The sequence below is a fragment of the Planococcus beijingensis genome, assembly GCF_016820615.1.
GTDB lineage: Bacteria > Bacillota > Bacilli > Bacillales_A > Planococcaceae > Planococcus > Planococcus notacanthi.
On sequence record NZ_JADHDZ010000001.1, the window covers coordinates 1245008 to 1266101 of the forward strand.

The 21094-nt window shown below is 39.4% G+C and carries 23 protein-coding genes and 2 pseudogenes; 16 read left to right on the top strand and 9 right to left on the bottom strand.

Annotated features, from left to right (window positions below; genetic code table 11):
• The first annotated feature begins 811 nt into the window (after nucleotides 1-811).
• The gene (locus IRE19_RS05950; RefSeq protein ID WP_203339632.1) at nucleotides 812-1954 is read left to right on the top strand and encodes an endo-1,4-beta-xylanase; all 1143 of its coding nucleotides are present in this window, start codon (nucleotides 812-814) and stop codon (nucleotides 1952-1954) included.
• 744 nt (nucleotides 1955-2698) lie between these two features.
• Complete coding sequence (locus IRE19_RS05955; protein ID WP_203339633.1) at nucleotides 2699-2875, top strand: hypothetical protein; 177 nt, start codon at nucleotides 2699-2701, stop codon at nucleotides 2873-2875.
• A gap of 723 nt (nucleotides 2876-3598) precedes the next feature.
• Here IRE19_RS05955 and IRE19_RS05960 read toward each other — a convergent pair.
• Complete coding sequence (locus tag IRE19_RS05960) at nucleotides 3599-4276, bottom strand: NAD(P)H-dependent oxidoreductase (protein WP_203339634.1); 678 nt, start codon at nucleotides 4274-4276, stop codon at nucleotides 3599-3601.
• A gap of 320 nt (nucleotides 4277-4596) precedes the next feature.
• Between IRE19_RS05960 and IRE19_RS05965 the strand changes: the two genes are divergently transcribed.
• The 4 genes from IRE19_RS05965 to IRE19_RS05980 all read left to right on the top strand — a co-directional run bounded on the left by IRE19_RS05965 (nucleotide 4597) and on the right by IRE19_RS05980 (nucleotide 8248).
• A complete protein-coding gene (locus tag IRE19_RS05965; protein WP_203339635.1) occupies nucleotides 4597-5943 on the top strand; it encodes a DPP IV N-terminal domain-containing protein in 1347 nt (448 codons plus the stop codon).
• Between the two features lie 173 nt (nucleotides 5944-6116).
• On the top strand, nucleotides 6117-6596 hold the full coding sequence (locus tag IRE19_RS05970) for a hypothetical protein (protein ID WP_203339636.1): 480 nt from the start codon (nucleotides 6117-6119) through the stop codon (nucleotides 6594-6596).
• 300 nt (nucleotides 6597-6896) lie between these two features.
• A complete protein-coding gene (locus IRE19_RS18395) occupies nucleotides 6897-7040 on the top strand; it encodes a DUF3953 domain-containing protein (protein ID WP_225218402.1) in 144 nt (47 codons plus the stop codon).
• A 701-nt stretch (nucleotides 7041-7741) separates the two neighbouring features.
• Nucleotides 7742-8248 (top strand): SMI1/KNR4 family protein, encoded by a 507-nt coding sequence (locus IRE19_RS05980; RefSeq protein ID WP_203339637.1) that lies wholly within the window; start codon nucleotides 7742-7744, stop codon nucleotides 8246-8248.
• A 55-nt stretch (nucleotides 8249-8303) separates the two neighbouring features.
• On the opposite strand, the gene IRE19_RS05985 is transcribed toward IRE19_RS05980, so the two are convergent.
• The 3 genes from IRE19_RS05985 to IRE19_RS05995 all read right to left on the bottom strand — a co-directional run bounded on the left by IRE19_RS05985 (nucleotide 8304) and on the right by IRE19_RS05995 (nucleotide 10002).
• Entirely contained in the window at nucleotides 8304-8657 is a 354-nt protein-coding gene (locus IRE19_RS05985) for a hypothetical protein (protein ID WP_238943105.1), read from the bottom strand.
• A 215-nt stretch (nucleotides 8658-8872) separates the two neighbouring features.
• Complete coding sequence (locus IRE19_RS05990; RefSeq protein ID WP_203339639.1) at nucleotides 8873-9259, bottom strand: RDD family protein; 387 nt, start codon at nucleotides 9257-9259, stop codon at nucleotides 8873-8875.
• Nucleotides 9260-9309: 50 nt separating this feature from the next.
• Nucleotides 9310-10002, bottom strand: coding sequence for an AIM24 family protein (locus IRE19_RS05995; protein WP_191714416.1), 693 nt, complete (start codon nucleotides 10000-10002; stop codon nucleotides 9310-9312).
• Between the two features lie 239 nt (nucleotides 10003-10241).
• Here IRE19_RS05995 and IRE19_RS06000 point away from each other — a divergent pair.
• Together IRE19_RS06000 and IRE19_RS18400 are read left to right on the top strand one after the other, a co-directional pair.
• Nucleotides 10242-11125 (top strand): annotated as a pseudogene (locus tag IRE19_RS06000) (proline iminopeptidase-family hydrolase).
• A 321-nt stretch (nucleotides 11126-11446) separates the two neighbouring features.
• A complete protein-coding gene (locus IRE19_RS18400) occupies nucleotides 11447-11923 on the top strand; it encodes a cupin domain-containing protein (RefSeq protein ID WP_203339640.1) in 477 nt (158 codons plus the stop codon).
• 194 nt (nucleotides 11924-12117) lie between these two features.
• Here the strand turns inward: IRE19_RS18400 and IRE19_RS06010 are convergent, their stop codons facing one another.
• Nucleotides 12118-12573, bottom strand: a complete 456-nt coding sequence (locus tag IRE19_RS06010) for a GNAT family N-acetyltransferase (protein ID WP_203339641.1) — start codon at nucleotides 12571-12573, stop codon at nucleotides 12118-12120.
• Between the two features lie 215 nt (nucleotides 12574-12788).
• Between IRE19_RS06010 and IRE19_RS06015 the strand changes: the two are divergent.
• From IRE19_RS06015 to IRE19_RS06030, 4 genes and pseudogenes are all read left to right on the top strand, one after another.
• Nucleotides 12789-13571 (top strand): annotated as a pseudogene (locus IRE19_RS06015) (DUF4240 domain-containing protein).
• Between the two features lie 647 nt (nucleotides 13572-14218).
• Complete coding sequence (locus IRE19_RS06020) at nucleotides 14219-14620, top strand: hypothetical protein (protein WP_203339642.1); 402 nt, start codon at nucleotides 14219-14221, stop codon at nucleotides 14618-14620.
• Nucleotides 14621-14666: 46 nt separating this feature from the next.
• A complete protein-coding gene (locus IRE19_RS06025) occupies nucleotides 14667-15029 on the top strand; it encodes a hypothetical protein (RefSeq protein ID WP_191714421.1) in 363 nt (120 codons plus the stop codon).
• Nucleotides 15030-15165: 136 nt separating this feature from the next.
• Nucleotides 15166-15321 (top strand): hypothetical protein, encoded by a 156-nt coding sequence (locus tag IRE19_RS06030; protein ID WP_203339643.1) that lies wholly within the window; start codon nucleotides 15166-15168, stop codon nucleotides 15319-15321.
• A gap of 99 nt (nucleotides 15322-15420) precedes the next feature.
• Here the strand turns inward: IRE19_RS06030 and IRE19_RS06035 are convergent, their stop codons facing one another.
• On the bottom strand, nucleotides 15421-16155 hold the full coding sequence (locus IRE19_RS06035) for a Bax inhibitor-1/YccA family protein (RefSeq protein ID WP_191714423.1): 735 nt from the start codon (nucleotides 16153-16155) through the stop codon (nucleotides 15421-15423).
• Nucleotides 16156-16292: 137 nt separating this feature from the next.
• Entirely contained in the window at nucleotides 16293-16460 is a 168-nt protein-coding gene (locus IRE19_RS06040; RefSeq protein ID WP_203339645.1) for a hypothetical protein, read from the bottom strand.
• Between the two features lie 532 nt (nucleotides 16461-16992).
• Between IRE19_RS06040 and IRE19_RS06045 the strand changes: the two genes are divergently transcribed.
• Nucleotides 16993-17646: a hypothetical protein gene (locus IRE19_RS06045; protein WP_203339646.1), complete on the top strand. Its 654-nt coding sequence runs from the start codon at nucleotides 16993-16995 to the stop codon at nucleotides 17644-17646.
• A 131-nt stretch (nucleotides 17647-17777) separates the two neighbouring features.
• Here the strand turns inward: IRE19_RS06045 and IRE19_RS06050 are convergent, their stop codons facing one another.
• The gene (locus IRE19_RS06050) at nucleotides 17778-18320 is read right to left on the bottom strand and encodes a GDSL-type esterase/lipase family protein (protein WP_349291255.1); all 543 of its coding nucleotides are present in this window, start codon (nucleotides 18318-18320) and stop codon (nucleotides 17778-17780) included.
• Nucleotides 18308-18532, bottom strand: a complete 225-nt coding sequence (locus tag IRE19_RS18405; RefSeq protein WP_238943050.1) for a hypothetical protein — start codon at nucleotides 18530-18532, stop codon at nucleotides 18308-18310. Before IRE19_RS18405 ends, IRE19_RS06050 begins: the two co-directional genes overlap by 13 nt.
• 258 nt (nucleotides 18533-18790) lie before the next feature.
• On the opposite strand from IRE19_RS18405, the gene IRE19_RS06055 reads away from it, so the two are divergent.
• The 3 genes from IRE19_RS06055 to IRE19_RS06065 all read left to right on the top strand — a co-directional run bounded on the left by IRE19_RS06055 (nucleotide 18791) and on the right by IRE19_RS06065 (nucleotide 21066).
• Complete coding sequence (locus IRE19_RS06055) at nucleotides 18791-19774, top strand: ketoacyl-ACP synthase III (RefSeq protein WP_238943051.1); 984 nt, start codon at nucleotides 18791-18793, stop codon at nucleotides 19772-19774.
• A 410-nt stretch (nucleotides 19775-20184) separates the two neighbouring features.
• Nucleotides 20185-20508 carry an IDEAL domain-containing protein gene (locus tag IRE19_RS06060; RefSeq protein WP_191714428.1) on the top strand — a complete coding sequence of 108 codons (324 nt, stop codon included), beginning with the start codon at nucleotides 20185-20187 and terminating at the stop codon, nucleotides 20506-20508.
• A 186-nt stretch (nucleotides 20509-20694) separates the two neighbouring features.
• Nucleotides 20695-21066 (top strand): YhfM domain-containing protein, encoded by a 372-nt coding sequence (locus IRE19_RS06065; protein ID WP_203339647.1) that lies wholly within the window; start codon nucleotides 20695-20697, stop codon nucleotides 21064-21066.
• The last annotated feature ends 28 nt before the right edge of the window (nucleotides 21067-21094 follow it).

Here is a 21094-nt window from a genome sequence, read left to right on the forward strand (position 1 = left end):
TTGTAATATAAAATAATTTTAGTAATGATGGACCGAGTTATGAGAATAGAATATAGGATATACATAGTTCCAGCTTCAGTATGTTACTGAGAAGTTGGCATTTAATCTTTATGAACATTAAAAGAAGACAACTTTCATCTTTATCCCTTTGAAGTCTGAAAGCAACCATTGATTAAGTGAATTAAGTTTTCGGACTCCATTCAGAAGGCAGCTGAAATATAAAATAATCTCTATCTCTTTTCAGTTATATTACCAGTACATATAGAGGGGGTTCTTTTTCAGGAACGTCTGAGAGAACATTGTAGCAATGGTGCTCATTTATATGGCGCTGAGAGTTAATCATCTTATAAAAAAGTTAGAAGACAGAAGATAAAATTTGCTGGAAAATAAAATGATTTAAAGGCCGTACTCGATAAATGAGTACGGCCTTTTATTAAATTTAAATAAGTTATTTCTCTGGTTAAGTTAAATTAAGACCGAAGAAAATATCGATTACGAGTGGAAAAGAAGAATCTTTAAACAAGCCTGTTTTCCACTATTGGTATTTTCGTACTATTCAGTCTATATTTTCAAGAGTTTAAATTTAACGTTTCTGTTACTATATAACTCTTTTGAGGATGATGGCTGAAAACTTAGTTTATATAACGTACAAACTAACTGAATATTGCTATAATCATTTTGGGCTTGCAAAGCGGAATATGTAAACGCTTTCTTATAAGTGCTTTGCAGACTTAAAACTTCAGACAGGAGGTAGGATTGGAGATTTCTGATGACCTTTTTTAAAAATTTGATTTTAAAAGGAGAGAAAGAAATGCTGAAATTTCTACGTAAACCGATGATCACTGGCTTGGCTTTAGCCCTTTTATTACCTGCAGGATTGAACGGTTCCGCTAATGCTGAAGATTCCCTAAAGGCTTTGGACGTTGATCCAATTTATGAACGATACGCCGATTCCTTTGCAATTGGAGCTGCGGTCGAGCCTTTTCAGCTTGAAGGTGAAAGCGGGGAAGTGCTGAAGCATCATTACAACAGCATTGTGGCTGAAAACGTCATGAAGCCCATTTCAATTCAACCTGAAGAAGGCAAATTCAACTTTGAAGAAGCAGATAAAATCGTCAAATTCGCGAAAGAAAATAATATGGAGCTCCGTTTCCATACACTGATCTGGCATAGCCAAGTTCCTGAATGGTTCTTCCTTGATGAGAAAGGCAAGCCGATGGTTGATGAAACGGATGTAAAGAAACGTGAGAAGAATAAAAAGGTCGTTCTTAAGCGTGTCGAAAAGCACGTGAAAGAAATCGTTAAACGCTATAAAAATGATATCGATTCGTGGGATGTGGTCAATGAAACCATTGATGATGGCGGCGGCCTTCGAGAATCTCAATGGTACCAATTGACAGGAACGGATTATATCAAAGTCGCTTTTGAGACTGCCAGAAGATTTGCCGGCAAAGACGCTAAACTTTATATCAACGATTACAATACTGAAGTAGAACCGAAACGGACAGATTTGTATAACCTGGTGAAAGACTTGTTGGCAGATGGAGTGCCGATCGATGGCGTAGGGCATCAGGGACACATTCAATTAGGCTGGCCTTCCCTTCAGGAAACTGAGGATTCCATCAACATGTTTGCAAGCCTCGGGCTGGACAATCAAATCACGGAATTGGATATCAGCCTTTACGGCTGGCCGCCAAGACCGGCTTATCCGACTTACAAAGACATTCCGGAAGAACGTTTCCAAGCGCAGGCAGAACGCTACAATGACTTGTTCGAACTTTATGAAAAACTGGATGACAAAATCAGCAGTGTCACATTCTGGGGCATCGCTGATAATCACACGTGGTTGAATGATCGCGCCGAAGAATACAATGACGGCGTCGGTGTGGACGCGCCATTTGTTTTTGGACGCGATTATAAAGTGAAACCCGCTTACTGGGCTATAATGGATTAATAAAAAATTGGCTAAATGAGATTTATAACTGTTTCTAATTTTGAACTGCCTTCCCGTTGTTTAGTACTACAAACAACGGGAAGGCAGTTTTTTATAGTATAAAAATGGGATGCTAAATAGAGAGATACACACCAAGCGGAGTGAAAAGAATAAAACAAATTCGACAGCCTATATCAAATCGTTGGAATTGAGAATGGTCAAGCTGAAGCAACAATTAGAAATTTCCAGAATCATCCAATCATTTGTAAAATTGTTCGCAAAAGTGTACGTTTATAAACGGTTTAGAAATTCCAAATTTAATAAATGGAAGAGACTAATTGACAGCCGCAATAGCAAGAGACTTAGCTTTAAATAAAAGGAGAGTTAAGTTACATTAGAAAACATTTATTATTTCAAAGCAACCTAAAAGTGCAGCAAGTGAAAAATAGAGGGGGTGAATGAAGTGGAAAGTGCTTTTCTTTTCATTGGTATATACCTTATCCCGATTTTGAGTATTATTTTCTGTCTTAACCTTGTGATTATAATCAAAAAGGTAAAAAGGGATGAGAAAACAACCGCAAATACAATTTGGCTTACAACTTCATTTGTATTAATTACATGGAGTATCGCCATTATAGCTTCTGTAGGAGTTTAATAAAATAATTAGAAACGAATGTAACATAATGGTAATTATGACACGTTTGCTTCTGAAATTCATAGGTCCATCTAGCATGTAAATAATTGAACGAGAAGGGAGGTTGAAATATGAGCAAATATTACTTAAATCATGCTTTGATTGTAATCTTTTTTACTGCTATTTTATTTAATGATCTTTTAACAAGCGGATTTATTTTAACGTTAATTGCAGGTGTTTTTGGCACCGCTTTAATCATCATAAATTATAAAAAGAACAGAGGATCAAATAGAACCAAATATAACTAAACAACTACCGGCAGTTAAATAAACATAAAATTCATTAGGCTATCGGTAGCCGTTTTATTAAATTGAATGTAACCATTCTGCATTGTACTAAGGACAGTTTTACATGATCGGAACAGCAGAGGTCTAGTAGCTAGTCTATCTCTGATTTTTTTATGTTTCTTGACTTCCTTTTTGTGTATAAAACATAAATAGCATTTAGAATGAACAACACTATAGCGGATATTAAGAAGCCAAGTATTCCAGGTATATTAGGACCCGTTATTAAATAGAAAATAGTAGCTAACACAAAAGCTGTAAAACCAGCCATACTAAGTTTCCATTGAGAATTTTCTATTTTCTCCATACCAGTGTTCACCCTTTCTTATGCAAATAATAGTTATCTCACAAATGAAGAGCTTTGAATCGTTGAGATAGACCAGCTTGGGGCAATACAGGTTATTATTAAAATTATTTATTTCAATATTACCAAACTAATAATTTTTAACAAACTTTAAGTAATTATTGTAATTAAACATTTCGCATATCATTGAGTGTACAGGAAGCGAGTAATACCCTCGGTCAATAAAAAAAGAACTGTAGCATGGTAACTACAGTCCTCAAGGAATGTTCAATGATCCTAAATTTTATACATAAACAATTTATAATCTATAAGTTATTCACCAGTATCAATGCCCAGTAAACACGGGCATTGGTTATTTTAAAACTCTTTCTCATCTGAAATCATTAATTAATCCACTGCACAATTTCTTTCATGTCTTTTCTTACTCTCGGGAATTTAGGCTCGTCTTCTCGGTAACCGAACGCAACCATAGCCGATACAGCTAAATGGCCATCCTCCAATAAGTTTTCTTCCTCCAGAAGCTTTTGTACTTTATCGTAATGAAACCCTTCAATTGGACAAGAGTCAATTCCTAGGAAAGCGGCGACAGTCATCATGTTGGCGAAAGGAATATAAGTTGATTTTCCAGCCCAATCCAACATTGTACGCTCATTTACCAGGAGATTTTGTTGGTTTTCTTGGAATTCTTTATACGCTTCTTTGATTTGATCATACATTTCAGCAGGAAGCCCGGCATTAAGCGATTGATTTTTCGCATATTCGGAGTCGTACTTGGTATCCTTGATGGTTCTTGCCAGAATGATCACGAAATGACTTGCAGTGGGAAGAGTGCCTCGTGCACCTGGAGTAATTTCTTTCAGCTTTTCTCTGAATTCCTGGTTTTGAATAATGAGGAATTTCCAAGGCTCATAGCCAACTGAGCTTGGTGAAAGTCGGGCTGCTTCCAAGATTAGACTAAAGTCTTCTTCTGAGATTTTTTTTGATGGGTCAAAGGATTTTATAGCACGTCTAAATTGAAACGCATCCAGAATTTCTTGTCTTTTTATTCCTTTTTGTGTCATGTTCAAAAACTTCCTTCTTCGTTGTATTTAGGCAAGCTCGCTTTTATTAGACTTAACATCAATAAAAAATAGGTTGATATTTCCCTTGTTTTGATGAGCTTAGCCTAGTCATCCAGTAATGAAGTATAAAAAATGGAAATGTAACATCTTACACTTAATCAACTGGTGTTGTAGGTTAGACACTATAGGAAAGTTCAGTTGTTATCAAACATCGTGTTTATGCATTTTTATGTGAATCTGTTAATATCATCAATTGAACTTTTATTTGAAAGTTTCGTCTTTACTAAAAGGATGAAATGCCAGGAGCGGGAAGTGAACTAATGAAAAATCATCGGAATTTATTGATATCCATAGGCATCGTGGCAATTCTTTTTGTGGCGGCCATTATCTATACTCTTGTGAGTAACCAAGATCCATATAAATTTCATTCGGGAATGGGCTCCGGTCTTTCTGTCTCTCCAGATGATGAAATGATTGTGTTTTCTTATTATGAACATGGAGCAGAAGCAATATTCAAAGGCCGCTTGTCAGACGGGAAAGTAGAGAAAGTGACAGAACCGGTAGACGAGGACCACCGCATGCCGCAATTCTCCCCTAATGGAGAAGACATTCTCTATTTGTCTGCTGGGAATGAAGGTGTTCAGTCTCTTCAGTATATGAGTATTGAATCTGGAAGTGAGCCTTTACAATTAACTGGAATGGATGTGCATGTATCCACCGCTGCTTTTTCACCGGACGGGAAAACCATTTATTATGTAGCGACTCCAGCAGAGGATTTTTTAAAGCCAGAAGGTGAAAAGGAAAACGGAGCTGACTTGTTTTCTGTAAATACCGCGTATGGAGAATTTCTTAAATTAACCGATAAAGACGCTTTTGACATGTCTAAACTCTCGGTTTCAGCCGACGGAACCACGCTTTATTACACGGAATTTGACGGGATTCAACAGCTGATAGCCTATCCAATCGATAAGAAGGTTGAAAGTCCTTATTTGCCTCAATATCTTAAAGAGGACCTATACGAACCTTATTTCTCGGAAGATCAAGAGATATTGGCTTACACTGCTGCATCGGAAGAATCCAAAAAGTCCGGCTCGTTATTTGAATACGAACTTTTTTTGATGGAGACTTCAAGCGGAGAAAAGAGGAGACTGACGGACTTTCATGCATCGGTGACATCGCCATCATTTTTTCATCATGAAAATCGGATCGCCTTTTTAATGCAACCGAATTGGCCAGATCAGCTGGAGGTTTATGAAGCAATGACCGTTGATTTTGACAGCGGTGAAATAGCGCCGCTGACTTTGGAATTTCCTGAATCAAATAACACGTTTCAGCCAGCCGCTATCGCACGATTATTCGTAAACCCGCTAACGGTACCGGGACTTTATATTCTGCTGTTCGGTTTGTTGAGCGTTTACTTTCATTCAGCATTAGACAAAAGATATTTGCCAACTAAAATAAGTGCGGTTCTTACGGCCATTGTTTTCATAGTCAGTTGTTTAATCCTCTTTATGAACCCATGGGCTGCTATCGGACTATTTGGATTAGCTGCAGTTTTGGCCTTCTGTACAGTACTCGTCTTAGCTTTTGCATATATTTATACTGGATTAACAAGTTCAGAGGATGGGGATAATGAAGATGAAGAAAGTGAAATCTTGAAGCGGTGAAATCAGGGGCGGGATATCAAAAACTACGGAGAAGCATATTTTAAAAGTTCGCTGTCTACCGAAGCTGCCCTTAATCATTGGATGTTATAGCAAGTAAAAAGGAAATGGTATATTACAAAAAGTTCCTTTTATGGTAAAGTGAATAGATCCTGTACTAGAAGCGGAGGAGTGACATGACAACTTTAGTCAAGCGGCTCGTGATTTCAATTTTCGTTGTGCTGCTTGTTTTGCTAAGTGCCTGCACAAATGCCGATACTCAAAAAACACTGATGATTGACCATCCAACTGGGTATGAGGGAGTTCTGGTCTCCGGTGCTACTTCATTAATTGATATAAGTGGTTATGAAGAAGTGCTAGTCAATGGAGAAGACAAAGCGAATGAGTTGATTGATGCATTGAACGGAAGTGAACTTGTCGAAGCAAGTGAAGATGAACTTGAAAGCAGAACAGCTGACCTGGAAGCACCAGGAAGTTACCGAATGCTGCTTTACAACAAACCAAGCGTCAACAGTGCTGGCGAGGATATTTATCCGATCCTATTCTATAAAGATGGAACGATTCAAGTGAACCAAGAAGGAACCTCTTATTTTATCGCCGAACCACCCAAAGGTTTGCTGACTAAATTGAAATCGGATTGGGATATTGTTTTTTAAGAGGAAAAGATTTTTGCAACCAAAATATTCACAGCCCCTTTTTAGTCGGCGTGCCTCCAGATGGGAGGTGCTGTTCATTTAGGGGAAGGGGCATGGATGTATAAGAATATACATAACTTATCTAAGCTCTATAGATGGTTCTAATTCCATCGGTTAAATCAGAAAATTATACATAAAATTTTCCGAAGGAAGGAGGGGGTACCTATTCTAAAAATAAGCAGAATCATCTTCCAAATTGTTGGAGTCGGATTAGCAGCTTATGTGCTATGGAGCCAAAACTTCGAGTTGATGCCATATGTAATGCTGACGTTGGGAATTTTGATGTTGGCAGCGGGATTTGAAAGAATTCAAAAGGATAAAAAAGAGTTTTTTGGATACATGTTTGTCGTGATTTCTTTATTTATTTTCTTTGTATCGGCCCAAGGATTCAACGTAAACTATTAAGAATTTCTCTACAGCAAGAAAGACGCGGGTTGGTATTCTTTATTTCTAAATTTTAATTTGAAAAGTTGCTTTCGACTATGATCTTTAATTAAAAAAGGTATAAGTGATTAGAGTGAAAATATCTCTGGATACCAAATAGAGAAGCGTTACAACTACAGAGACCGGAACCGCAAACAAAATCAGTTTTAGAAATGAAACTTCGTTGAATTTTGTTTTGATTCTTTCAACGGCAGATGAATATTTGTTCTTCATCCTATCACCTCCAATCTGCATTCATATGTCTAAGTTTTGATGGTAACTACCGGTAATCTTTTAGTTGTTGTTAAGAGAAGAACAGAAAGGAAGATTATTTTGCTTAAGAGAATGTACTCCGTTCTGTCGGCAATTTGTTTCGCTTTAATAATCTTACCGCTTGCACTTCCTTCTTCTCCAGGAGGCTTTGATCCACTAGTCTTTATCCTAGAGATAAATTTCTACTTGCCGCTGGTATTAAGTGTAGCAGGGATTATACTGGGACTAATCGGACTTAAAGGAAACGTGAGTCTTTACTTGGTTTCGTTTAATGCTTGCGGTCTTGCAATATATATCTTCCTTACTTTTATAGCTTTTTTTGGTTTCAAAGAACCTTAATCTGTCAATAAAATTTACTTATTATCAGTAAAATTTGGTTCTAAAAAAAGTTATAAGAGGGGGAATATATAGTGTCAAAAATTAAAATTACTATAGAAGCTTTAAAAAGCCGGTTGGATTCGAACGGCCTTCTGGAAGTTCAACAGGAAGAGGGCTATGTAGACAAAATGAAAGTGGTTTTCAATCCGCCAGCAACCAAAGAGGAACTACAGAAATTGACGTTTGCTGTACCAAAAGACTATGAAGAATTTCTACGGCTGCACAATGGTGGGCTTCTGATTACCCATCCTGAATATGGTGGGGGATTTGAACTTTTTACTGTAGATGAAGTTTTAGAACACAGAGCTATCCCTGGCTATGACGATCCTGATAACTGGTTTCCAATAGCTTATGGATATGATGGCTGTTATTTGATCGTGACGGACAAAATGTTAGGCAATGGCTATCTTTACGTAATGGATACCGGCTACAACTTCGAAGATAATATGTTTATCGGTATGACCTTTGAGGACTGGCTTGAGAAAATTATCATTGCACAGGGAGCAAAATTCTGGGAATGGGGATTCATCATTCCATAACCAATGGATCAAATAGGCTCTGAACTACTACCGGTAGTTAAATTAAAACTGAAATTTATTTTAATCTTTGTTGGGATAAGTAGTTGAAATCAGCTTCTTCTAAAAGAGGAAGCTTTTTATCGGTATGTACTTTGACTAATAATTGTTGAACATATTCCTGTATGGCAAGCATATGATAAGGGAAATCAAAGTGGAATTCCTCTTCTACTGGCAAGACCTCCATGACATACGAACAATTGTATTTCATCCCTAGAAGGTCATCATTAAAACTTAAGACGTCCTCATAAGAAGATGCAGACAACTCAAAATCAGAAACTAAATAGATGGAAATTTTATTGCCTTCTTTCGAATTTGCTGATTTTCTTTCATCAATGTATAACAAAAAAGCTGTTCTTTCAGTGTCATTCATTTCAACCTGAAAGAATTCTACTTCGTTCAATCTGAGCAGCCTAATAAATCTGGTATGTAATACTCTCAATTTGCTGCCAACTCCTTCTTATTAACCTGATCAACTTTTTATATAAGTTTTTATAAAATGGATTTAGATTTTCAATTAAAAGATGCTGTCCCTAAAAGTCATTGTTCAAGACTTTCTTGGGACAGCTCTTTTTGTGTTGATTCTCTTCAAACTTCTTTAACCACGGTTTCTGCGTATACATCATGAGGAAATTTCGCTCCGGTAGTATTGTATTTTTTCGGGTTTTTCAAATAGATCAGTGAACTTAAGGTATCACGGTGAACCATTCGTTTCATGATCTGTTTCGGTGTCAGTTCTTCACCGGTTTCACTGTGAATTTTGATGCCTGCTGCTTTTTGTCCAATTGTTTGTCCACTTTTCCGCAACTGTACATATTCCAATCCATATAGGACCAATGCCGGCGCCACTGCCGTTTGGAAAAAACTATTTTTCACTTTCTTTTTTACTGCCTGTTCTACAGCTACAGAAACTGCTGTGGAAATTGCTGTATCAATCAAAATGCCTTTCACTCTCTTTTTCATTAGCTTGTCCATTCAATTCCTCCTTTCTTATCTTTCATTGTCGGATGTGAGATATTGGGGAATCATCCTTGCGGCATTGTATAAACTTCCTCAAAAGGCTGCACCACAACAAAACCATTACCCGAAAACTTCATCTGAACGGATTCACCGCTGCCTCTGCCAAACAGGCTTTTCAGCTGAATGTCTGTGACAAATTCAGGTTCTAGGTTCCCTGACCACGCAACTGTGGCATTCGGATCTGTGAATACGGGTCTGTCAGGCGTCACGAGCAAGGTGAGCGGCTCGTAGTGGGAGGTGAAAGCGACAAGTCCTTTGCCTTCCAGCCGTACATTGAACAGCCCACCAGCCATCATTCCAGCGACTCGGCGCATGAGTTTGATGTCCCAATCCAATCCGTCTTGAAAAGCGAGCAGATCATTTCCGTTGATGAAGATGCTTTCGCCTTCCAAATCCAATATGGTGATTTTTTTGCCGCGATCGGCTAGATAAAGTTTGCCGTTTCCATTTGCCTTCATTAGCTGTGCACCTTCTCCAGTGAAAGCTTTTTTAACAAATTTACCTAGCCCATGCTCGAGCATGCCTTCTCGTTCGAATTTGATGTTTCCTTCATAAGAAATCATTGATCCTGCTTTTGCCCAGACCAGTCCGTTCAGGTTCACTTCCAATAAGCGATCCGTCTCCAGCTCAAAAAATTCACGAGCGCTTTCATCTTGCTGTGTGGTTTGTACAAATTGATGGATGGAGTACTTCGACATGACAATTTCTCCTTTCAGTGATTACTAGTATGTACGTTTGAAAAAGAAAATGGTTCCAGCGTGAAGAATGACCGATTGGAATGCTGGAACATATTATGTGAGTTATGCAATAGAATCTAATGCCTTTGAAGCTGAATTTGGGTGTCATCGCTCGTTGTTGCTTTTATAAATAAAGGACTTTATTCGTCTGGAAAAGAATTAGTAGTAGATCAGTAAACCAGAAGAGGAGGTCTGAATAGATGGAAAACGTTAAAGAAGGATTTATCCCGGTTACGGGAGGGAATGTCTGGTACCAGATCAGCGGCAATGGCCCCGGCATCCCGTTATTGGTACTTCACGGGGGACCGGGATCGAAAAGCAGTGACAGTGATCCGCTCCGGCAATTGGGGACAGACCGTCCGATAATCCATTATGATCAGCTGGGATGCGGCAAATCGGATCGCCCTGATGACGTGGCTTTATGGACGGTAGAGCGCTATGTGGAAGAGTTGGAACAAGTCATCCAGGAACTTGAACTGGAAGAGTTTCATATACTGGGTCATTCCTGGGAACCATGCTTTTGGCTGCTTATTTGTTCAAAAAGCCAGAAGGGGTCCGAAGCGTTATTTTTTCTGGACCGGCACTAGACGCGCAAAGATGGGAACGGGACCAGCGGGATTATTTAAAGCAATTTCCAAAAGAAGTTCAGGAGACAATTGAAATATGTGAACGGAAACAAACGACCGATTCTCCAGAATATAAGCAGGCGGTAAAGGCATTTTATAAACGCCATATGTGCCGCGTTGAACCATGGCCAAAAGAGATGGAAGAAGAAATGAAAGAGTTGAACCATCAAATTTACAACTTCATGTGGGGAGCGTCTGAGTTCACAGTTACCGGAACGTTAAAAAACTTCGACGCGACTGGGCGCCTGAAGGAGATTGAAATGCCGGCTTTGTTCACATGCGGCCGGTTTGATGAAGCGACGCCTGAAGCAACGGAGCATTATGCCGGGCTGGTTCAAGATGGGGAATTCCATGTGTTTGAAAACAGTTCCCATATGCCGGGAATAGAAGAACCGGAAGCCTATGTAGAGACTGTCCGCGAGTGGCTGAACCGTCAGGAATTGCGGCCGGGAGCGTAAAGAAAAAATCACCCAGCAGAGAGATTCCTGTTGGGTGATTTTTGAATTTACAGACTCACAGACCCTTGCTGGATGCTAGATTTTTGTGAAAAACCGGCGTATAATTCGAGGTGAAAAATAGCTTATACATAGAAGTGGTTGCCGGATTTTACTGGTTGAAAGATACTCTTATTTTTTATTCGTATGATTTGCCGCAGGATCCATGGCTTCGTAGTAGCGGAATCGCCATATGCTTTATGTCCATGGAAAAAGTTCCTTGGTTGGTAATGTGCAGAACTTGCCGCATGCTTTATTTTCCCCTAAAACCGGGAGGTAATGAAAGTGGTACAGCAAATGAATAATGCTTTTTCGTTTGCGCATGGAGAAGGTGATGCCTATGGGTTCAATGGTACTTTGATGGAAGTAAAAGCAACCGGTCAAGAAACAAATGGCGTTTTCAGTTTGATTGAAGGGCTGCTTCCGACTGGATATGAAACGCCGTTGCATGTCAAAAGCAAGGAAGAAGACATGTATTATGTCCTGGAAGGCGAATTGACATTCACAGTTGGAGACAAAATAATCCAGGGAAAAGCAGGAACGTTCATATTTGTTCCGCGCCACATCAAGCATAAATTCAAAGTGGAAGGGTCTTCCCCCGCGAAAGTGCTGTTCATGTTTACGCCTGCTGGGGTGGAACAGTTTTTCATCGAAATGGGCGTACCGGCCGATAACTATGAATTGCCATCGGGATCGGTAAATTTTGATATGGATAAATTTATGGCAACCGCTCAAAAATACGGCATTGAAGTTATAGGATAAAACAAGGCAAGGCGGTAAGTTCTGCACATTGTCTATAAAGAGAATAGCTTGTGAAATCAAGTAAATACAACCAGTTTTTACGACAGTAACGATCTGGTGCTGAAGATTCGTGAAGTTGGTTCTGATCGTAAAAAATGCATACCGGATAACTCGTTGTTGAAATGAAAAAGGACCTCGAAGGGTCCTTTTTCATTTCAACGGATGATCGTTTTGACAACTGACATTTCTTTGCCAAACCGGACACCCTCATCTACAAATCCTAAACTGGCGTATAGACTATGTGCGCCTTGATTTGCAGGATGGTAACCGACGGCAATCTTTTGCGCCTGCAAGGAACTTACCATGTGGTCAATCATTAAACTGCTTGCCGTTTTGCCGATTCCTTTGTATTGAAACTGCTTATCGATCATAATGCGATAAATCCAATAAGCATCCAGTTCTTCTGGAACGGAATTGTACATCAGAAAGCCAACCATGGTATCGCCATCATAGATAGCTAAGGGCTTTAGTGTGGGCTCGAACTTTGATTGCACAATAGAGACTGCATTGGGCTCCATGAATTGCTTTTGCTCTTCTGTTACTTTCAATTCGCAACAGGTATACCAATTTTCTGCGTCCAGTTGTTTAAGGCTGATAGTTGAGATGCTCATTATTTTCCCCTTTCGGAAAGACGGCAATCGCTTTTTTCTTTACTCAGGAATACAGATATGCATTCATTTTATAGAATACTGCCGGTATCTATTCAAACGAGAGGAAATTGCGTATGGATCTATTGTAGCATGCAGACGTTTTTCAACTCTGTCGTTTATTGCCTTATTTCAATGTGCTATGCTGAAGTCAATATGAACAAAAGTGAGGGACTCGAGTGGAAAAATCATTGGTCTGCATTACAGCTTACTCCAATAAATTCTGGAAAATAAAAGCTCAAGGCAATTTCTTTATCGTTTCTTATGGAAGAATCGGGACCCGTGGCTCGATCAATACAAAAGAATTTCCTTCAGAAACGCTATGTCTGAAAGAAGCGAACAGACTGATCGAATCGAAGCTTAAAAAAGGCTACCGGGAAAGCGAACAACAGGCAGAAGAAGTTTTGGAGGGTTCAATGACAGAAGACCAATTTTGGACCCTGTTGGAAACAGCTCACCGTAAAGGAGATGACCCGGAAGAACAGCTCGAGTGGCTCATTGGAAAATTGGCCAAAAAGCCGGTGCATGAGATTGTCGGCTTTGATTTCCATTTTAATCAGCAATATGCTAAATCCTACACATCTGATTTATGGGCAGCAGCCTATATCATCATGGGAGGCTGCTCTGATGATTCCTTTGATTATTTCCGTGCATGGCTGATGTTTCTTGGAAAAGAACCGTATGAGGGAGCTCTTCAAAATCCCGAAAGCATCCTTCCTTACTTGGAAAGGATGGAAGAGGATGTGCCGGAATTTGAAGATTTCCTGTACTGCGCCAGTGCGGCGTTTGAGGAAAAAACCGGAATGGATCAAGACGACTACCTCGATTTGTATTAGAAGGTGTCGGGAGACGTATACGTGCAGCCCGAAATGGAGTTTGATTGGAGTGAAGATGACGGGGAAGGTTTGTTCAAAAAATTTCCGTTGTTGTGGAATGCCTATGGAGAAACTCCTTTAGGTTAAAGAATAGAAGTGATTAAAAACCTTTTCTCGCATTCTAAACGACAAGATTTGGCGGCTAAACAGCATAACCAGCTGCTTGAATTGGAAGAAAGAGGGCAAATTTTAAGAAAAAATTTAGCTTTTTACTTATTTTAGTAAAACATTCTAGAAAGAGTGGTCTTATTGCCAGAAAGCACTCCTGTTTTTAAATGATAACCCGATGGCTCAATAAGAAGCAGAGAAGATGCAGAAATTAATGCGTCTTCTTTTCTTGTTGATTTAAAAAATCCTTATGGATAAAGGATTTTCGATTCAACAAGATGAGGTGGCTTGGTTAGTGGAACGGAAAATGTAGATAAATGAACGGATGAAAAACATGATCCATTTTTATTGAAATACAATTACAGAAAATAAAGAAAGTATATAAAAAAAGCTTTAATGTTTTCTGAATTAAAAGAATTTTCTATAATACTTTACATATTTTATGCTATAGACTAGTCTTAATGTATCGGTAAGGCAAATAAATAACAGGAAATAAGGTGATATTTAGGCAGAAAGTACAATTTTGAATTATACAAAATAATATCAAATTATCTGAATAATGATATTTTTATATTTCAATTTAAGAGTTACGAAAGCATCATAGGGGATGTAAAGGAGTAGTTAGTATGATTATAACAGAGGAACTGGCTGGAACAGCAGAAGCGGTAAGTAAAATTTTGGGTAGCGAAGTGGAGTGCCAAGATGGAACTTACCAACTGAAAACTAAACGGTCGGTTTACGTGAAAAATAGCAAAGTATTGGATGTCAGTTTGTCCTTGGATTTGGATATTTCATTCAACTTAAGTGATGAAGGACCGGATGGCAGTAACGAAGCGCGTGTTTGTCTGATGCCGGAAGAACTCGCGGCTTTTACGCAAGCGCTGATTGCACATCCCTTATATTTCCCCATCAGCTATTCGCAGCACATGACAATGGAATGCGGAATGTATTGTATCCGCTTGACTTCACAAGAGCCTCCGGAAGTATTTGCGGAACGCCTTGTTGCTGCACTTGATGCACTGGGATAAAAAAGCATTTGCACAGATAAAAATGGATTAAAGGGGAGAAATGGTCATGGAACAGATCGAACAATTTCCTGAACAATCGGTTGGTTATTTTTTTCTGAAATCTAAAGACGTGCACGATGAAAACGGTTGTTCTTTCATTACATTCTTTGCCCGTTTGGCGAAAGAAATCAGATACGAGAAAGAAGGGAAGATACAGGAACAGGTACAGACAGTATGGGTGGATATAGAGGAAGTCATGCTGGAAAAAGCATCGCCGAAAGCAAAAGCATTGCCGAATGGCATGCAGCGCTATGAACTCACACCAACTGTCTTCCATAGCCTATATCAAGTATCCCAGCAATGCCCTGAAGAGTTATTTACCATCACACCTTATCACCGGGAATCCAGCAGTGAGAGATATATCCCTTGAGTTTAAACGGGGAAACCTCAGAGCGGTTAGTATTTTATTTTAGCTTATCCGTAGTCGAATAATGCCCTTTTTGCCCCGTATTAAACAGCTTTGCACACAATTATTATGTGGAACCATACCAAGGAGGATGAATAGGATGACTGTAATGATAAAGGAAGTAAAAAGAATGGGTAACCCAAATAAATCGTATTTGGAAATTTATAAGGAGCATGTGATGGGCTATAAGCAATACAAAATGGAGAAAGCCCTTCAATCTTCCAAAAAAGAATTGGCTAAAACCGCTTCAAATTAATTCAAGTTCAGCATGTGCATGCAAAAAATACAACCTGAAACCAGACCGGTTTCGGGTTGTATTTGTGTATGAAAAAAACGCCCCGAAGGACGTTTTCTATTATCTGCTTCGTATTTTGGACAGCAAGCGCAGTATTTCCAAGTACAGCCAGACCAATGTCACAAGCAAACCGAAAGCACCATACCATTCAAAATATTTCGGAACCCCTTTATCAGCTGCATTTTCGATAAAGTCAAAATCCAACACCAGGTTCAGCGCGGCGATGATGACGATGACCACGCTGATCGCAATGCCGAGCGGCGTCGCTTCGTGGAGATGAGGGATTTGAAAACCGAAAAACCCGCCGATGAACGAAATCAGGTAAACCAGGAAAATGGCACCCGTGGCAGCGGCAATGCCGAGACGGAAATTCTGTGTCACTTTGATGAGTCCCGATTTATAAACAAGCAATAAACTGAACAGCACTCCAATTGTGATCAGGACAGCCTGGAAGACGATGCCGCCGTATTGAGCTTCGTATTGGGCAGACACTGCCCCCAGGAATAATCCTTCCAGCAAAGCGTAAACAGGTGCTGTAAAAGGAGAAATTTTAGGTATGAAGATTGTCACCAATCCAACGATCAAGCCACCGATGGCTCCAACCAGAATCAACGGCAATACACTGTTCGGGCTATTGACGAACTGATTCCAGGAATAGACGAACGTTACCAGCAACAGCAATAATAAAATGAATGTTTTATTGACCGTTCCTTGAATGGTCATTTTTCGGCCAATGTTCGTGTCGTTGAAATTATCGAACGAATCGGCTTTTAAACTCGGGTTTCCACTTCTCAACTCTCTCACCTCGCATATTTTTCGTAGCAGCATTTATTATATCCTTTTCATAAACAGAAATACACGATAAAGAGAAGCGCTAATCAATGATAATTTCTTCAACGCCTCTAACCGTTAAATGGGATAAAACCGATTAGTCAGGCTATAAAATATTCCCGATATGTGAAGAAGGTGAATCCTACTACAAAAATCAAGTACAGGATTGAGCCGATGAAAATATAGGATTTTTCCGGCACATAAGCTTTCTGTTCCATTCGAATGCCCGTTTGCCCTTGAATCGACATATCCAAACGGCGGCTGGCCATGCCTCCTTTGGATTTGAAAAAATAAATGAGGGCAAGCGCCAGGCCTGCGAAGGGGATAGCCACATCCAGGAAAGCGACGTCAAGCGCAATAGCTGCCAGCAATCACAAAGATGGTGAAAAAGATGATCAGCGTATTTTTCATGTGTACCTCCAATTCGTATTTTTTGAAATAAATGTTAATCTGCTGCTGGTTATTATACGGTGAAAAAGAAAGAAGGTTTCAATAATTTTGGGATTACTTATATAGGAATAGAAAATGGGGTTCTTGTAAAGTAATTCCCAATTTAATCGGAGCAAACTTCACAATATAGTATCAGCAGAAGCAGTAAAGTATTTATTTTATTCCGATAATAGAGAATCTTTTATTGGATATATGTGGTAAAGTAAGAAGGCGACAGCTGACAATGAAATGGTAAATTAAAACTGATTAAGGCTGTAAAGTTGAATGTAATTTGATGTGAATGATATTACTTTCAATTTTCTCAATAGAAACTAGTAGAAGATTTAATATAGTAAGGAGAGGAACTTCACGATGATACAAAGTAAACTCGCACTCATTGGTTCATTTGTTATTTTATGTATCTGCATGTCTTTGTATTTTCCATTTCCGAATAATGTCATGTTGAATGCTCGTACTACGTTTATGTCGTTTCCAATTCGTGACCAAGCTGGATATATTCCACTTGGGATAATGGGGGCCATTTTGTTTATAATCGCTTTAATTTTGTTGTTCAAGGGATTAAAGAAATATCACTTCCGAACAATACTAGTTGTGTTGATCCTATATGCATTTTTGCCGAAACTTTTAATTACGGCTTACCAAGAAACAGTTGCAAGCGGGATTACAGCAATATCATACGATAGCAATGGCAAGTGCAATTTTGAGTCGGTGGGGCAAAAGATAGCGAATGGGGAATGTGAGCTTGTATTGCATAATCGAAGTAATGAAGCTGTGTCAATTGAATTGGAATTTATCGATTCATTTTTTATTGAAGACGGTGTACGAATGGAGTCTCTAATGAATTTAGCGGGTCCGTATAGTATTACAATAGAAGCAAATCGCAAAGAGCCTATTCGATTCAAGGAGTTGCTCGACTTATCAGATGTGCCGAAACATATCGAATCTGGAGAATCATCCGGGATTCATTTTAAGTTGACTGACGGTGAGAAAACACGTACTTTGTAGCAGGCTATAAAAAGTTATAACCTGTTGAAATGGCCAAACTAGCGAGAAATTTATTTCAATGATTCCGTAAATAAAATTCACCCTAAAAAGCAGCAGCCCTTTATCCATGAGGGCTGCTGCTTTTCATTGCATCAATTTTCAACGAAATCAAAACAAAACGCTTCCAAACCGATTTCAGCGAGCACTTCCTGGCCGGCGGCTGTTGGATGGATGTCTTGCGGAAGGACGTATTCCGCCTGATTATTCCCAAAAGCATGATATGCATCAGCCAACTCTACATCATGGAAAGAATTCGCTATTTCAGCGAAAGCAGCATTGATCTGCGGCAAGTATTGATCGGATATCTGGTGCAGCGGATCAGCCGCTTGGAACGGGTTATAAATAGTGTACAGAACAATTGGTGCATCTGTCAGCGAGCGTATTTCGTGAATGCTTGCTGCAAGATTGTCAAAAGCATCACTGTTGGCGAGCTTTTGTTGAATGAGTGTTAGAAACAACTCGGAATTTCCGCCACTTTCAGCATTGGCGGCTCTTAAAATTTCCAGAAAATCGTTGCTTCCGATGTTCAAAGTGACGTAGTCAGCGTGATGGACGGCTTTTCGAAATTTCTTATTGCTATCCAAAGCAGTAAGCAAGTCGTCTGTCTGCCATCCCGGAACTCCTAAAATGCGCACCCGCAAATCTGCGTCACGCCGATAAGATAGGGAAAGGCGACTTCGGCAGGACGATCATTGGTTTCCCCAAGATTGTAGCCGAAAGGAATGGAATCTCCTAGAGCGACAAGAGACTGTTTGCCGTGACCATGATGGCTATCGGCTAAAGCTGTAGGGGTCCCAAGAGCCAAAGCGATTAAAGCAGCAACAAAAATTTTTATCATTTTACTCATAAAGCACCTCCTTTCTTGTTTTTTCGTTCATTATAAACCCGGAAATCTGAATTGTCTGTATTTTTTAATAAAATTTTGTTGGAAAAGATGGAAATTTAAGCACTCACTTTGAATTGCTTTAAATAAGTCAACATAATACTTGCAACTGATGGAATAGAGCTTTCTTGTAATTTAATCGTGAATAAGACCTTATATTAGTACCTAATACTAATAGTTGATGTTAGAATGAGGCGAGGACATCATAAAGGGGCGATTTAAATGAGTATTTCCAAAGCAAGAATTACAGCCATCGGATCATATGTACCTGAGAAGAGGTTGACGAATCACCGGTTAGAAGAATTAGTGGAAACAAACGATGAATGGATTGTCCAACGGACTGGAATAAAGGAACGCCGAATTGCTGCTGATAATGAATTTACCAGTGATATCAGCATCAAAGCAGTTGAAAATTTAAAAGAACGTTATGGAAAATCGCTTGATGACGTCGATATGATTATTGTCTGCACCATGACTCCTGATTTTAAGACGCCGAGTGTGTCTGCTCTCGTGCAGGCAAAGCTGGGGATAAGAAATACCGGCGCCATCGACTTGAATGCAGCTTGCTCCGGATTTGCATACGGACTTCACATGGCCAACGGTTTGATCACGGCTGGACTGAACAAAAAGATTTTAGTGATTGGTGCAGAGACCTTCTCTAAGATCCTCGACTACAGCGATCGTTCGACTTGTATCTTATTTGGAGATGGCGGCGGGGCCGTGCTTGTGGAATTTGATGAAGAAAAGCCGAGCTTTATCGCTTCCCATATGGGAACAAACGGGGAACTGGCCAACAATCTCTACTGTACGGATCTTTCCACGCAGATGTTTGGCAACGAATTGGCGGTAAATGGATTCGTGAATCAAAATGGACGCGAAGTCTACAAATGGGCAGTCAACACCGTTCCTAAAGGGATGAACGCCTTGATGGAAAAAGCACAATTTGAGACAGAGCAAGTGGATTGGTTCGTGCCGCATAGCGCCAATCTCCGCATCATCGAGTCCATCTGCAACAGAAATGGACTTCCGTTGGAACGGACCATTTACAGTCTGGAGTATTACGGCAACACTTCTGCAGCGTCTATTCCATTGTCCTTGGATAAAGGCATGCAGGAAGGGAAGATCAAGCCGGACGATAAATTGCTGCTATACGGGTTTGGTGGGGGTTTGACGCATGCTGGCATGCTGGTCAACTGGTCGATTTAAGTAGAGTGGAAGCACCGCTTAATTCGCTGAAGGGTTATAAGTTTTACGTCATCTTTGAATTCGAAGATGACGTTTTTATTTTTTTCAAATAGAGCAGAGGTGTCAGGCACCCAAACAATTTTAGGTAATAAATTTTCTCAATTAATGCGAATTTTAGTTATCTCGAAGCTGAGGCATATAAATTGTATTTGCCGTTCTGGAACCGTAGAATTGGGTTTAGCACCAAAGTTCCGCTGAAGTATTCAATGGTAGATTTCAACAACTCGAGCGGATGGCCGAAACGATGCACAGTTTGAAAATCTACGGATTATGTTTGCTTATGGCTCTTTAGGGAAACAAAAGAGTAAACCGTAGGACTGATTTAATTCACTATCAATGATTGATAAATAAAGTAAAGAAGGTGCATAGATATGGGTACGAATAAAACGATTCTAAAAACAAGTGATTGGGTAAAAGGCAAATCCCGCCACGACGAGCTGATTATCGGTTTCATCGATTCCATGAATGTCCTTAAGGAAGCAGTAAACGTTACAGTGGTGGAAAGCGACAACGAAGAAATGATCGGCTTGACCATTCCGATGTCGGTGCACCAAGTAGAAATTATTCCAGAATCCGATACCAAAGATGCCGCGCAATTGGGCTTCCTGATCGATTTAGCATTGGCTACTGACGACAAAGAGTGGTTTCAGGAACTCTCTGCACAATTAAATGCCAAAAAAGAAACAGTGAATTAAGATAAACTCAATGACATCAATAGGAATAGCACCTACTCCTCAAGGGTTCAAAAACCTGCAATTGTGGATTTAGGTGTTATTTTTTATTTGTCTTTTACTAGAAAGGAAACTTCTATCAATGAAAGATATTAGCTTTGAAACTTTATTGTCTACTATTTGTCTAATCGTCTATCAGGGGGTGGATTGATGAAGAAATTATTACTATCGTTCATTTTTAGCATTCTATTTTTGGTCGGGTGTACATCAGAAAACATTAAAAAAGTGGATGTTCATGAAATGGAAAGCTTTTTAGTTACTAAAGAAGATTCATTGGTTACATATACAGATTCTGAAGCGATCCGAACAATTGTGAAAGCGTTCAAAAAAGCCAAAATAGAGCCAGGCATAGTCGATATGGCAGATCCAGAATATCAAGTCGATTTTGGAGAGAATTCCTATTATCTTTGGGTAGATGAAAGGCAAGGGACAATAATGGATCTCGATGACACACATACCATCTATAGTCTTTCGGAAAAGTCGTCAAAAGCGGTCTATAAAATAATAGAGGAAGCCCGATAAAACGATTAACGAGCTTACCTCATTATAG